This window comes from Pseudomonas sp. GM33 (genome assembly GCF_000282295.1).
In the GTDB taxonomy this organism is placed as follows: Bacteria; Pseudomonadota; Gammaproteobacteria; order Pseudomonadales; family Pseudomonadaceae; genus Aquipseudomonas; species Aquipseudomonas laurylsulfatiphila.
The window spans coordinates 1-12,415 of the sequence record NZ_AKJO01000055.1; the positions used below are offsets into that span (position 1 = coordinate 1).

Annotated in this window: 12 protein-coding genes and 1 pseudogene; 1 reads left to right on the plus strand and 12 read right to left on the minus strand. The window is 62.8% G+C overall.

Annotated features, from left to right (window positions below):
* Positions 1–1,125: pseudogene (locus PMI26_RS21920) on the plus strand (ribonuclease E); the annotation flags it as partial.
* Positions 1,126–1,298: 173 nt separating this feature from the next.
* Here PMI26_RS21920 and PMI26_RS21915 read toward each other — a convergent pair.
* From PMI26_RS21915 to PMI26_RS21860, 12 genes are all read right to left on the minus strand, one after another.
* Positions 1,299–1,895: a nucleotidyltransferase family protein gene (locus PMI26_RS21915; protein ID WP_007972244.1), complete on the minus strand. Its 597-nt coding sequence runs from the start codon at positions 1,893–1,895 to the stop codon at positions 1,299–1,301.
* Positions 1,892–2,875, minus strand: a complete 984-nt coding sequence (locus PMI26_RS21910; protein ID WP_007972245.1) for an XdhC family protein — start codon at positions 2,873–2,875, stop codon at positions 1,892–1,894. Before PMI26_RS21910 ends, PMI26_RS21915 begins: the two co-directional genes overlap by 4 nt.
* Positions 2,875–5,205: a xanthine dehydrogenase family protein molybdopterin-binding subunit gene (locus PMI26_RS21905; protein ID WP_007972246.1), complete on the minus strand. Its 2,331-nt coding sequence runs from the start codon at positions 5,203–5,205 to the stop codon at positions 2,875–2,877. The genes PMI26_RS21910 and PMI26_RS21905 overlap by 1 nt, the downstream gene beginning before the upstream one ends.
* Positions 5,202–5,672 carry a (2Fe-2S)-binding protein gene (locus tag PMI26_RS21900; RefSeq protein ID WP_007972247.1) on the minus strand — a complete coding sequence of 157 codons (471 nt, stop codon included), beginning with the start codon at positions 5,670–5,672 and terminating at the stop codon, positions 5,202–5,204. Before PMI26_RS21900 ends, PMI26_RS21905 begins: the two co-directional genes overlap by 4 nt.
* A 241-nt stretch (positions 5,673–5,913) precedes the next feature.
* Entirely contained in the window at positions 5,914–6,933 is a 1,020-nt protein-coding gene (gene murB, locus PMI26_RS21895) for a UDP-N-acetylmuramate dehydrogenase (RefSeq protein WP_007972248.1), read from the minus strand.
* Positions 6,930–7,394 (minus strand): low molecular weight protein-tyrosine-phosphatase, encoded by a 465-nt coding sequence (locus PMI26_RS21890; RefSeq protein WP_007972249.1) that lies wholly within the window; start codon positions 7,392–7,394, stop codon positions 6,930–6,932. The genes murB and PMI26_RS21890 overlap by 4 nt, the downstream gene beginning before the upstream one ends.
* The gene (gene kdsB, locus PMI26_RS21885) at positions 7,394–8,158 is read right to left on the minus strand and encodes a 3-deoxy-manno-octulosonate cytidylyltransferase (RefSeq protein WP_007972250.1); all 765 of its coding nucleotides are present in this window, start codon (positions 8,156–8,158) and stop codon (positions 7,394–7,396) included. Before kdsB ends, PMI26_RS21890 begins: the two co-directional genes overlap by 1 nt.
* Positions 8,155–8,340 (minus strand): Trm112 family protein, encoded by a 186-nt coding sequence (locus tag PMI26_RS21880; protein ID WP_003179363.1) that lies wholly within the window; start codon positions 8,338–8,340, stop codon positions 8,155–8,157. The genes kdsB and PMI26_RS21880 overlap by 4 nt, the downstream gene beginning before the upstream one ends.
* A 24-nt stretch (positions 8,341–8,364) precedes the next feature.
* Positions 8,365–9,375, minus strand: a complete 1,011-nt coding sequence (gene lpxK / locus PMI26_RS21875) for a tetraacyldisaccharide 4'-kinase (protein ID WP_007972251.1) — start codon at positions 9,373–9,375, stop codon at positions 8,365–8,367.
* Entirely contained in the window at positions 9,375–9,803 is a 429-nt protein-coding gene (locus tag PMI26_RS21870) for an ExbD/TolR family protein (RefSeq protein WP_007972252.1), read from the minus strand. Before PMI26_RS21870 ends, lpxK begins: the two co-directional genes overlap by 1 nt.
* Positions 9,800–10,435 carry a MotA/TolQ/ExbB proton channel family protein gene (locus PMI26_RS21865; protein WP_033047600.1) on the minus strand — a complete coding sequence of 212 codons (636 nt, stop codon included), beginning with the start codon at positions 10,433–10,435 and terminating at the stop codon, positions 9,800–9,802. Before PMI26_RS21865 ends, PMI26_RS21870 begins: the two co-directional genes overlap by 4 nt.
* A gap of 98 nt (positions 10,436–10,533) precedes the next feature.
* Positions 10,534–12,415 (minus strand): DNA internalization-related competence protein ComEC/Rec2 (locus tag PMI26_RS21860; protein ID WP_007972256.1); only part of this gene is annotated, 1,882 nt, incomplete at its 5' end.

A 12,415-nucleotide genomic window follows, 5' to 3' on the forward strand; every position in this document is an offset into this window, starting at 1 on the left:
GCTGCTCCGGCTGCTCCGGCCGCCGCTGCTACCGCAGAAGAGCGTCCGGCTCGCCAGCCACGTGAAGAGCGTGCTCCACGCCCACCGCGTGAAGAGCGTCAGCCTCGTGCCGAACAAGCTGCTGCCGCCGCTGCCGAAGAAGAACTGACCACCAACGAAGAGCAACTGCAGGAAGAAGGTCAGGAAAACGCCGAAGGCGATCGTCCACGCCGCCGTTCCCGTGGCCAGCGTCGTCGCAGCAACCGTCGCGAGCGTCAGCGTGACGCCAACGGCAACGTGATCGAAGGTTCGGAAGAGTCCGAGTCCGGCGAAAACGCTGAAGCGCCAAGCACTGCCGATCTGGCCGCCGGCCTGGCCGTGACCGCAGCCGTTGCCAGCAGCGTGATCAGCGCTCCAGCCGAAGCTGAAGCCAATGTGCAAGCCGAACGCGCCACCGCCGCGACCCTGGAAGCAGCTCAGGTTGAAGCGCCAGTCGTTGAAGCGACCACTCCGGTCGAAGTCACCGCCTCGCCGGAAATCGAAGTGGCGCCAGAAGCTCAGCCAGCCGTTGAAGCGGTTGCCGAGCAGGCTCCAGTGGTTGAAGCACCTGCCGTAGCTGCAGAAGCGGTCGTCGAGACCGTGACTGAAACCGTTCGCGAAGTGCGTGAAGAGCAAACGGCATTCAACTGGGTGGCCGAGCCAGCCGTCGCTGAAACACCAGCGCCTGCTGCCGAGACCCAAGTGGCCGAAGCCATGGTTTCCGAGCCGGTGGTTGCCGCCGCGGAACCGGCTCCGGCGCCGGTGGTTGAAGCGCCTGTCGTTGAAGCTCCGGTAATTGCCGAAGCGCCTGCGCCAGTCGTCGAGGCCGCTCCTGTCAGCGCCCTGACGCCAAGTGGCCGTGCGCCTAACGACCCGCGTGAAGTGCGTCGTCGCAAGCGCGAAGCCGAGCGTCTGCAGAAGGAAGCTGAACTGGCTGCCGCTGCAGCTCCGGTTGAAGCGGTTGAAGAAGCGCCTGCCCCGGCCGCCGAAGTGGTTGCCGAGCCGGCTGAGTCGGTGATCCACGAAGCGCCGCGGTCCGTTCAGGAAGCGGTAGAGCAACACGAGCAAGCCCTGGAAAAAGAGCACGAGACCAAACCTCTCGCCTGATTCCATCGGCCACTAAAAAGCCCCGCCTGGTGAACCCAGGCGGGGCTTTTTTATATCCCTGAATATCCCCCAATCCCCTGTGGGAGCGAGCTTGCTCGCGATAGCGGAATGATATTCAACATTGGTGCTAGCTGATCCACCGCTATCGCGAGCAAGCTCGCTCCCACAAGGACCTATGCTGGCCTGAAGGTTAGTGCCTCAGGCACATCCACATCCCACAACACACCTGAATCATCCACAGTCACTTCGACCACCCGCCCTTGGGCAAACAGCGGTTTCGCGCCACGATCCCCCGATAGCGCCATCAACCCCGCTGCGAAGTCCCGCCCAAACCCGACCGGATGCCCATACTTACCCCCCTGTACCGGCACACTGATGCTGTCATTGCCAATACCCGCCACCACTTGCTCGATACTGGACGGCAGGATGAACGGCATATCCCCCAGCACCATCAGCCAGCCATCGAGTTGTTTGCAGGCAGCGACCCCGGCGGCAATGCTGTCGCCCATTCCCGTCGATTCGATCAGCACAATCTCACAGCCATAGGCCTGAGCCATGCGAATCAATTGCGGGCGGTCAGCAGTGGTCACCAATACGCGTCTGCCCAGCGTCGCCGGCAGGTTGACCAATGTGTGTTCAATGACGGATCGAACCGCGCCATCACGCCCCGTGCAATCGACCAGCAATTTATCCTTTTCGACACCCGCCACCTGACGAAACCGGCTGCCCTGCCCCGCCGCCAGTACGACGACGCCAATGGACTCGCTCATACCTTCTCCCGCAAGACTTTCTTCTGTTTCAGTTCGACGCCATTTTTGACCGCGACGATTTCCGCCATGAGCGACAAGGCAATTTCCGCTGGATTATGACTGCCGATGTGCAAGCCGATCGGACCATGCAAACGGTCAATCGCCGGTTGCGGCAAACCCAGTTGAGCCAGGTTTTCCCGGCGCTTCTGGCTGTTGACCCGAGATCCCAGTGCTCCAACGTAAAAGGCTTTGGAATCCAGGGCCGTGAGCAGCGCCATGTCGTCCAGGCGCGGATCATGGGTCAAGGCCACGATGGCCGTGCGCTCATCGGTCTGGATATTCAACACCGCCTCATCCGGCATGCCCGAGACGAATCGTCCGTGCTGCTCTTCCCAGCCGTAGACGAACTCGCTGCGCGGATCGCAAATCAGCACCTCGAAATCCAGCAGGCGGGCCATTTCCGCGACATAGCGCGACAACTGCCCGGCGCCGATCAGCAGCAAGCGCCAGCGCGGCCCATAGATCGCCCGCAAGGTCTGACCGTCGAACGTCAAGACGTCAGCTTTACTGGCCGGCTGCAGAAGCACTTCGCCGGTGGCCAGGTTCAGTTCACGGGCAACGATTTCATGGGCCTCGCATCGGGCCAGCAGTTGCTCGACCCAATCCCCATCGTCGATGCGCTCCTCGGTCAAGCGCAAGGTGCCGCCGCAGGGCAAACCGAAACGTGCGGCTTCCTCGCGGGTCACGCCGTACGTGATCAGTTGCACCGGAGGCCCGTCCAGTGCGAGACGGCCGTCGTGCAGCCGGGCGATCAAGTCATCCTCGACACATCCGCCGGAAACCGAGCCAATCACCACGCCGTCTTCACGCAGGGCCAGCATGGCGCCGGGGGCCCGGGGCGCCGTGCCCCAGGTTTCGACCACGCTGTACAAGACCACCCGCTGACCGGCGCGCTGCCATTGCAGCACACTGCGCAGGACGTTCAGGTCGGCGCTGTCCATCAGGCTCCGGCCTGCTGCCAGCCCGACAACTGATAACGAACCGGCAGGTTGCGGATGCGCTTGCCGGTGGCAGCAAAGATCGCGTTGCACAGGGCCGGCGCAATCGGTGGCACACCCGGTTCACCGACACCGCCCAATGGCACGTCACCCGGCGGCGTCACCAGATGCACAGCCACCTCCTTCGGCGCCAGAGACATGCGCGCCACTTCGTACATGTGGAAGTTGTCCTGCTGGACCTTGCCGTCCTTGAAGCTGATTTCCCCGAGCACCGCATTACCCAGGCCCATGACGCAGGCCCCCTCGAATTGCGCGCGAATCCGCTCGGGATTGATCTGCGGTCCGCAATCGACGGCGATGTCGGCCTTGTGCACCACCAGCGTACCGTCGTCTTTGACCTCTACCTCGATCACCGCCGCCACATAGGTCACGAAGCTGTAATGCACCGCCAGACCCAGGCCGTGCCCCTTGGGCAGCTCACGCCCCCAACCCGCGGCTTTAGCGGCGGTCTCCAGTACCGTGCGCAGGCGCGCGGTGTCGATCGGATACCGCTCGGGGGATTCACCGTAGTTCCACTCTTCGCTCAAGGTGCGCGGATCGATCCGACGGTCCGGGCCGAGCAATCTGATCTGGTACTTCAGCGGATCGTCCCCGGCCTTGTGCGCCAGCTCATCGATAAAACTCTGGATCGCGAAGCCATGGGGAATGTTCGACACCGAGCGATACCAGCCGACGCGGGTATGCACCGTGGCCTCGGGGTTTTCCAGGCGAATGTTGGGGATCGCATACGCCATGTTGGTGAAGCCCATGCCCAGTTCGAACGCCGCCTCGTGGTTCATGCCCGGCGCAAACAACGCCGTGATGCTCGGCGCCACTGTACGGTGCAACCAGCCGGACGGCAGACCGTCCTTGTTCAGGCCGGCCTTGAGGTATTCGGCCGATACGGTGTGGAAGTAGGAGCAATGAATGTCGTCTTCGCGGGTCCATTGCACCCGCACCGCTTTGCCGGGGAATTCCTTGGCGAGGATCGCGGCTTCGATGATGAAGTCAGGCTTGGACTTGCGCCCGAACCCACCGCCCAGCAAGGTCACATTGAACGTGACCTTATCGAACGGCAGCCCCAGGCGTTCACCGATTCGTTCCCGGGTGACCTGCGGCGCCTGGCTTGGCCCCCAGGCCTCGCACGCACCGTCCTTGAACCGCGCAATGGCGACCATCGGCTCCATCGGCGACTGTGACAAATGCGGCAAGTAGTAAGAGGCTTCCAGCGTACTGTCGGCGCTGCTCATGGCTTCGTCGATGTTGCCGGTATTGCGCACCACCTTGCCAGGCTTGAGCGAGGCCGCTTCGAGCTCCTTGCGATAGGCGATCGAGTCGTAGCTGGCGTTGGGGCCGTCATCCCACTCGATTTTCAGCGCCTCCCGGCCCTTGATCGCCGCCCAGGTATTGCTCGCCACCACGGCGATGCCACCCAGGGGCTGGAACTCCGAAGGCAACGGACGGCTTTCGATCTGCAGCACCTTGACCACGCCGGGGACTTTCATCGCCGCGCTACCGTCGAAACTTTTGACTTTGCCGCCATACACCGTGGGTCGGGCAATGGTCGCGTACAGCATGCCGTCGAAATGCACGTCGGCACCGTACACCGCACGGCCGTTGACGATGTCTTCACCGTCGATGGCTTTGGTGCCTTCCTTGCCGATGTAACGGAATTCCGAAGGCTGCTTGAGCCTCAGGCTGTCACGCGCCGGTACGGCCAAAGCGCTCGCAGCGGCGGCGAGCGCGCCATAATCCAGTTCGCGGCCTGAGGGTTTATGGATGACTTTATGCAGTTGCGCATGGCACTCGCCCACCGAGACTTTCCACTGGTCAGCGGCGGCCTGCTCCAGCATGGCGCGTGCAGCAGCCCCGCAACGACGCATCGGTTCGTACCAGTGGCGCATGCTGCGTGAGCCGTCGGTGTCCTGGTTGCCGAAACGTGCTTCATCGCCCGGGGCCTGCTGTACCTTGACCCGCGCCCAATCGGCTTCCAGCTCATCAGCCACCACCATGGTCAGGCTGGTGCGCACGCCCTGCCCCATTTCCGAGCGGTTGCAGATCACAGTCACCGCGCCATCGGCGGCGATGCTCACATAGACTTTCGGATCGTCGACCCAGCCGTGGGGCATGCCGTCGGCGCCGAACTTCTTGTCTTTTTCTTCGGCAAAAGCGTCTTGCCAGCCCCAGCTCGCCGCCAATACCAGCGCACTGGTGGCGCCTACGCCTTTGAGAAAACCACGGCGACTGAGCTGGCTCAGATTGCTCAGGGTGAAATCATTCGGTAAGCGGCTCATGCCTTGGCCTCCTTCAGGTGAGTGGAGGCCTGGCGGATGGCGGTCTTGATTCGGTTGTAGGTGCCGCAGCGGCAGATGTTGCCGACCATCGCTTCTTCAATCTGCTCGTCGCTGGGGTTCGGGTGGGTCTTGAGCAGCGCTGTCGCCGACATGATTTGTCCGCCCTGGCAGAAACCGCATTGGGCGACCGCCGTGTCGAGCCAGGCTTGCTGGACGACTTTGCCGATCGGGTCGGCGTGCAGGTTGTCGATGGTGCTGACATTCTGACCGACGACGGAACCGATGGGCGTGATGCAACTGCGTGCCGGAGCCCCTTCGATATGAATGGTGCAGGCCCCGCACAGGCCCATGCCGCAGCCGAATTTGGTGCCGTTGTAACCGGCCACGTCGCGGATCGCCCAGAGCAGCGGCATGTCCTCGGTGACGTCGAGATGATGGTCTTGACCATTGAGCTTCAGGGTAATCATGGGCACGCCCGCATGGATCTTGAGTGATGGGGTCGAGCAATCTGCCGCTGGATCTCGGTGGGTCGCACGCAGATCGACTCAGGCTAATCGGCTCTCTTATGCAGACACAAACGGTCTGCACCGGGCCTTTGGTGAAGCAAGACTGTGCATCGTTAGCTGACTAAGTTAACCGAGCATTAACAAAAAAGCCCTGCACAATAAACATTGTGCAGGGCTTTTTGATCTGTCCTGAAAGCTTAGCTCAATACCGGTTCGGTTCCATTTCCAGGTCGACATGGAAACGGTCTGAAATGTCTTTCTGGATGCGCTGCGCCAGGTTCAGCAATTGCAGGCCCGTTGCGCCGCCATAGTTGACCAGCACCAGTGCCTGCAACTTGTGAACACCTGCGTCGGCATCGCGAAAACCTTTCCAGCCCGCCCGCTCGATCAACCAGCCAGCGGCCAGTTTCATCTGCCCGTCGGGTTGCGCATAGGCCACCAGGTCCGGGTATTCACCCTTGAGCCGTGCCGCCAGCGCCGCTGACACCAAAGGGTTCTTGAAGAAACTGCCGGCATTGCCGAGCACGGCCGGGTCCGGGAGTTTTTCGTTGCGGATGCTGCAAATGGCCCGGCTGACATCGCGGGCGGTCGGATGGTCGATACCTTGTTCGGTCAAGCGCTGACGCACCGGGCCATACTCCAGGTGCAAATGCGCGGCACGGTCGAGGGCGAAGCGCACACGCAGGATCAACCAGCGCCCCGGTTCCTGCTTGAACAGGCTGTCGCGGTAAGCGAAGTTGCACTGCGCCAGGCTGAAGTCGCGCAGTTCGCCGGTCTGGCGATCGAGAGCGGTCAGGCCGGCGAACACGTCCTTGATCTCGACCCCATAGGCGCCGATGTTCTGCATCGGTGCCGCACCCACGGTGCCGGGAATCAGGCTGAGGTTTTCCAGGCCGGACAACCCAAGCGCTAGGGTGTGTTGCACAAAGGGATGCCAGGGCTCCCCCGCCTCGGCCTCGATCACCACTTTACTTCCGTCATCGCTCAGCACGCGAATCCCGCGAGTGGCCATGCGCAGCACCAGCGAATCGATATCCGCCGTCAGCAGCAGGTTGCTGCCACCGCCGATCACCAGTACCTGGACTTTGTGTTCCAGCCCGTAGGCCAGGGCTTCGTGCACATCGGCGTCGCTATGGGCCTCGGCAAACAGCCGGGCCTGGACATCCACGCCGAAGCTGTTGAACGGCTTGAGCGATACCTGCGATCGAACCTGCAAACTCATAACCGTCCCTTCAATTCAATCACCAGCAAATCACTGGCGCGCTCGATCAGGTCCAACACCTGCTCGAAGCCTTGCTCGCCGTCGTAGTACGGGTCCGGCACTTCATCGATCGGCGACTGGTAACGGCGCAGGAACAGGTCCAGCTCGGCCTTGCCCTTGGCGGGCTGCAAGGCCTTGAGGTTGCGCAGGTTGCTGTTATCCATCGCGAGGATCAGGTCGTAGGTGGCGAAATCGGCGCGGCTGACTTGCCGGGCGCGCTGGGCCGACAAGTCGTAACCGCGCAGCTTCGCCACGGCCTGGCTGCGCTTGTCCGGCGCCTTGCCGACATGCCAGTCACCGGTGCCGGCGGAAGCGACCTCAACCTGATCGGCCAGCCCCGCTTCGCGCAGTTTGTGCCGCAGCACGCCTTCGGCCGTAGGAGAACGGCAGATGTTGCCCAGGCACACGAACAAAACGCGCATCACGCCTCCAGCAGGCGACGAACGCGCTCAAGGTCTTCAACGGTATCGACGCCGGCTGGCGGCGCGATCAGTGCATCGGCCACGTGAATGCGCACGCCGTGCCACAGGGCACGCAGCTGTTCCAGGCACTCGGTGTTTTCCAGCCAGCATGGACCCCAGTTGACGAAATCCTGCAGGAAACCGGCGCGGTAGGCATAGATGCCGATATGGCGGCGATACGGCACACCTTCCGGCAACTGCTCAGGGTTTACGGCAAATGCATCCCGCGCCCAGGGCAAGGTGGAGCGACTGAACGTCAGCGCCAGGCCATTGAGGTCGCTGACGACCTTGACCACGTTGGGATTGAACAGGGTGTCCGCGTCTTCGATCGGCTCGGCCAGGGTGGCCATGCGCGCTTCAGCGTGGGCCGCCAGATTGGCGGCAACCTGATCGATCACGCTCGGCGGGATCAGCGGCTCGTCGCCCTGCACGTTGACGACGATGGCATCGGGCGCCAGGCCCAGCTTCATCGCGACTTCGGCCAGGCGATCGGTGCCGGAATTGTGATCCTCACGGGTCAGCACCACTTCCGCACCGAAGCCATTGCAGGCCTCGACGATGCGCGCGTCGTCAGTGGCAACCACCACCCGCCCGGCGCTGCTTTTGCTCGCCTGTTCCCAGACGTGCTGGATCATCGGCTTGCCGGCGATCAGCAGCAGCGGCTTGCCTGGCAGGCGGGTGGAGGCATAACGCGATGGAATGACAACGGTAAAGGCTGTGGTCATTTATCCAGACGCTCATCGGTGGTCAGGGTGCGCGCTTCCGACTCCAGCATCACCGGGATGCCATCGCGAATCGGGTAGGCCAGGCCGGCGCCCTTGCTGATCAGCTCGGTCTTGTCGGCGCTGAGCTTGAGCGGGCCTTTGCAGACCGGGCAAGCGAGGATGTCGAGCAATTTGGTGTCCATGAGCATTCCCTGGAAAAAACGGAGTTAAGGCAACAAACGATCCGGCAGCAGGCGCATCAACTGTGTGTCGAACCAGGCCACGAAGGCCGGCGACGGCACGGCATCGACCGCCAGGTACCACCAGTCGGCGGCGGCAAAGGCACGGCATTTCACCGCATCTTTTTCCGTCATCACCAACGGCAATGACGGCGTGAAATTCAACGCCTGCACGCTGTATTCGGCGTGGTCGGCAAACGCATGTGGAACAGGCTGCCAGTGTAGCGTTTCGAGGGTCTTGAAGAAACGTTGCGGATTGCCGATACCCGCCACCGCGTGCAGGGCCTGGCCGGCGGGAAAATGATCGAGGGGACAGCGTTCGCCACTGCGCAGATTGATCAGCGCGGTGGGTTGCAATTGAAAGGCAAAGCCATCGTCGCGGTCGGATGCAGCGCCGTTGTAGAGGACCGCGTCGACGCTTTGCAGGCGCTCGACCGGCTCACGCAATGGCCCGGCAGGCAGGCAACGGCGGTTGCCCAGGCCGCGGGCGGCGTCGATCAGCACCAGCTCCAGGTCGCGAGCCATGCGGTAATGCTGCATGCCGTCGTCGGACAGGATCAGGTCCAGTGGCTCGCTGGCCAGCAAGGCTTTGACGGCGTTGCTGCGATTGGGGTCGATCATCAGCGGCACGCCCGTGCGCTGAACGATCAGCAGCGGCTCGTCACCGGCGACGTCGGCGCTCTGCTCGGCCTCGACCCGCCAGGGTAATTGTGGCGGTTTGGCGCCATAGCCGCGGCTGACCACGCCGACCCGCAGGCCGCTGCGCTGGCAGTGCTCGATCATCCATAGAATCAGCGGCGTCTTGCCGGTGCCTCCCACGGTGATGTTGCCGACCACGATCAACGGCACCGGCGGCTGGTAGATCTCGCCCTCACCCGCCAGAAAGCGCTTGCGCTTGTTCATGACCACGCGCCGGTACAGCCATTCCAGTGGCTGTAACAGCTTCAGGGCCGGATGACCTGCGTACCACGCGGCGAGCAATCGATCGGACATGGCCATCAGGGCGCGGGAGGCGCCGCCTCGATAGTGGTCATGCGCAAGTGACTGAAGCCGAGTTTGCCGGCGGCATCCATGGCCGTCACCACGGACTGATGCGCAGTCTTGCCGTCAGCACTGATGGACAGCGGCCGGTTGGTGTCGCCATTGGCTTCTTTTTGCAGTGCGTCCATCAGCGAGGCCAGGTCGCTTTTCGGCAGGATCTGGTTGTTCACCGAGAACACGCCGTCGGCGCTGATGGCGATGTCCAGCGGCTTGCTCTGATCGTCGGCCGGCGTACCGCTGACGGCTTCCGGCAGATCGACGCGCAGCTGGGTTTCACGGGTGAAGGTGGTGGTCACGACAAAAAACAGCAGCAGGATGAACACCACGTCGATCAGCGATGCGAGGTTGATGTCCACCGTTTCCCGTGGTTTGCGGCGGAATTTCACGCTTTGCTCCCGGTCAGGTCCACGTCGCGATCACCCTGCACCACTTCGACCAGCTTGATCGCTTCCTGCTCCATGCCCACCACCAGCTCATCGATCCGGCGTTGCAGGAAACGGTGGAAGAACACTGCGGGGATACCCACCATCAGGCCCGCGGCCGTGGTGATCAGGGCCTTGGAAATGCCACCGGCCAGTACCGAAGCGTTGGTGGTCATGCCTGAGCCTGTGAACGCACTGAAAATATCGATCATGCCCAGCACCGTACCCAGCAGGCCCAGCAACGGCGCCATGGCGGCGATGGTGCCGAGGGCGGCGACGTAGCGCTCGAGCTCATGGATGACCCGTTGTGCGGCCTCTTCGATACACTCCTTCATGATCTCGCGACCATGCTTGGAGTTGGCCAGGCCGGCCGCCAGGATCTCGCCCAACGGGGAGTTGGCGCGCAGTTCCTTGAGTTTTTCCTTGTTGAGCTGTTTGTCCTTGATCCAGACCCAGACCTGCCCGAGCAAATGCTCCGGGGTCACGCGGCTGGCGCGCAGTGTCCAGAGACGTTCGGCGACGATGGCCATGGCCACGATGGAGCTCAGAATGATCGGCAGCATCATCCAGCCGCCGGATTTGACCAATTCCCACACAGTGACAATCCCCTCGAAAAAGTGCGCCACTCTAACATAGGGGGTGGACGCACCGAAGACCGTGATGTCGCAACCGGTCGGGCTTTGATAACGCTCGGTCATGGGTTCAAAGGCGGCGGATCGCGCCAGAAACGCCGTTCCTGGCGCATCGACCACGGCGGCTCGAAGCGCCCCAGTTGCAGACGAATGGCACCCTGTTCGACGCTGTCGTAGATCGCCATCCCGCGTTTTTGATAACGCGCGATGACCGTGGGATGCGGATGGCCAAACGAATTGCCCTGGCCGCGGGAGATCAGCGCCCCTTTAGGTTGCAGGACGTCCAGCAGGGCGTTTGACGACGAACTGCGACTGCCGTGGTGTGGCGCCTGCAGCCACTCGGTGGGCAGGGCCAACGGACTGTCCAGCAGGGCTCTTTCGGCGGCGGCATCGATGTCGCCACTCAACAGCAACCGTTCGCCATTGGCCTCGATCAACAAGACACAAGAGTTCTGGTTGCTGTCGCCGGCCAATGGCCAGTGCCAAAGCTGGAAATCGACTTCATCCCAGGTCCATTGCCGGCCGCTCTCACAACGCCCGGCCTGCAACTCCACAGGCAAGTCTGACGGTTCACCACTGACCACCTGCTTCACAGGCAAGCCTTTGGCAATCGCCCGGGCACCGCCAGCATGGTCGGCGTGGGCGTGGCTGATCAGCATCAGGTCGAGGTCCTTCACCCCGAGTTTGCGCAACGCCGGCAGCACCACCCGCTCCCCCTGATCGAGTTCACCGAATCGCGGTCCGGCGTCATACAGCAAGGTGTGATGCCGGGTTCGCACCAGAACAGCCAACCCCTGCCCCACGTCCAGCTGCCAGACTTCAGCGGTGCCTTCCGGCAGCATTGACCGGGGTGGGAATACCAGCAACAGCAGCAGAGGCCAACCCAACGGGCGCAACGGAACGCCACGCGGCAACAGCAGTAGAAAAGCGCCCAGCGCGCCGAGGCTCCATACCCCCAAAGGAATCGCCTTCGGCACCCACGCGGGTAGCACCTCGGCCAACAATGCCAGGCCCCTGAACAACCCATCGATCAATCCGCCCGCCAGCCACAACAGGCCCTCGCCCACGTAGGGCACCGGCAACAGCAATGTCCCAAGCAAGGCCGGCGGCAACACCAGCAGACTGATCCACGGCACCGCCAGCAAATTGGCTGCCGGACCGCTAAGGCTGATCGGCAATCCCAATATCAACAGTAACGGGCACAATCCGATAGCAATCAGCCACTGGGCACGGGTCCAGGTTTGCCACCATCGCCAGGGGCCCAATCGGCCGCCGAAGGTCAATATCAAGACGGCCACGGCCGCGAAAGACAGCCAGAAACCAGGCTGGAGACTCGCCAGCGGCTCCAGCAGCAAAATGCCGCAGAGGGCCAGCAAAAGCGGCCACCATGCACCGAGATGACGAAACCGCAGACGCCACAACAACACCAGGCCCAGCATCAGGCAGGCTCGTCGCACCGGCACCCCGAATCCGGCGAGCATCCCGTAACCGAGCGCCGCGGCGAATGCCAGGCCACACGCCCAAGGCAACCATGACAGGCGGTTCGGCCACAACCCAAGGCGGGCCAGGACGGCAATCAGCAGATACACGACGCCCGCCAGCAAGCCGATGTGCTGCCCGGAAATCACCAACAGATGCACCGTGCCGGTGTCCTGCAATACCTGCCAGTCTTCGCGGCTCAGCCCGGCACCGTCCCCGAGCACCAACGCCGTCAACGCGCCGCCTCGCCCCTGGGCATTCACCGCTTGCAAACGCTGGCGGATGCTATCGCGCCAGGCCCATTGGGCTGGCGCAAGGCGTTCGCCCTGCTTGACCGTCCCGGTCGCCCCGATGTGTTGTGCCAGCAACCAGGCCTGGTAATCGAACGCCTGCGGATTGAGGAGCCCGACCGGGCGCTTCAATTTGACTGCCAGACGCCAGCGCTCGCCGCTGTTCACCGGCGGG

Coding starts and splice junctions, on each gene's coding strand:
- PMI26_RS21915 (WP_007972244.1), bottom strand. CDS start 1,895: ATGAGCGAGTCCATTGGCGTCGTCGTACTGGCGGCGGGGCAGGGCAGC.
- PMI26_RS21910 (WP_007972245.1), bottom strand. CDS start 2,875: ATGGACAGCGCCGACCTGAACGTCCTGCGCAGTGTGCTGCAATGGCAG.
- PMI26_RS21905 (WP_007972246.1), bottom strand. CDS start 5,205: ATGAGCCGCTTACCGAATGATTTCACCCTGAGCAATCTGAGCCAGCTC.
- PMI26_RS21900 (WP_007972247.1), bottom strand. CDS start 5,672: ATGATTACCCTGAAGCTCAATGGTCAAGACCATCATCTCGACGTCACC.
- murB (WP_007972248.1), bottom strand. CDS start 6,933: ATGAGTTTGCAGGTTCGATCGCAGGTATCGCTCAAGCCGTTCAACAGC.
- PMI26_RS21890 (WP_007972249.1), bottom strand. CDS start 7,394: ATGCGCGTTTTGTTCGTGTGCCTGGGCAACATCTGCCGTTCTCCTACG.
- kdsB (WP_007972250.1), bottom strand. CDS start 8,158: ATGACCACAGCCTTTACCGTTGTCATTCCATCGCGTTATGCCTCCACC.
- PMI26_RS21880 (WP_003179363.1), bottom strand. CDS start 8,340: ATGGACACCAAATTGCTCGACATCCTCGCTTGCCCGGTCTGCAAAGGC.
- lpxK (WP_007972251.1), bottom strand. CDS start 9,375: ATGGCCATGTCCGATCGATTGCTCGCCGCGTGGTACGCAGGTCATCCG.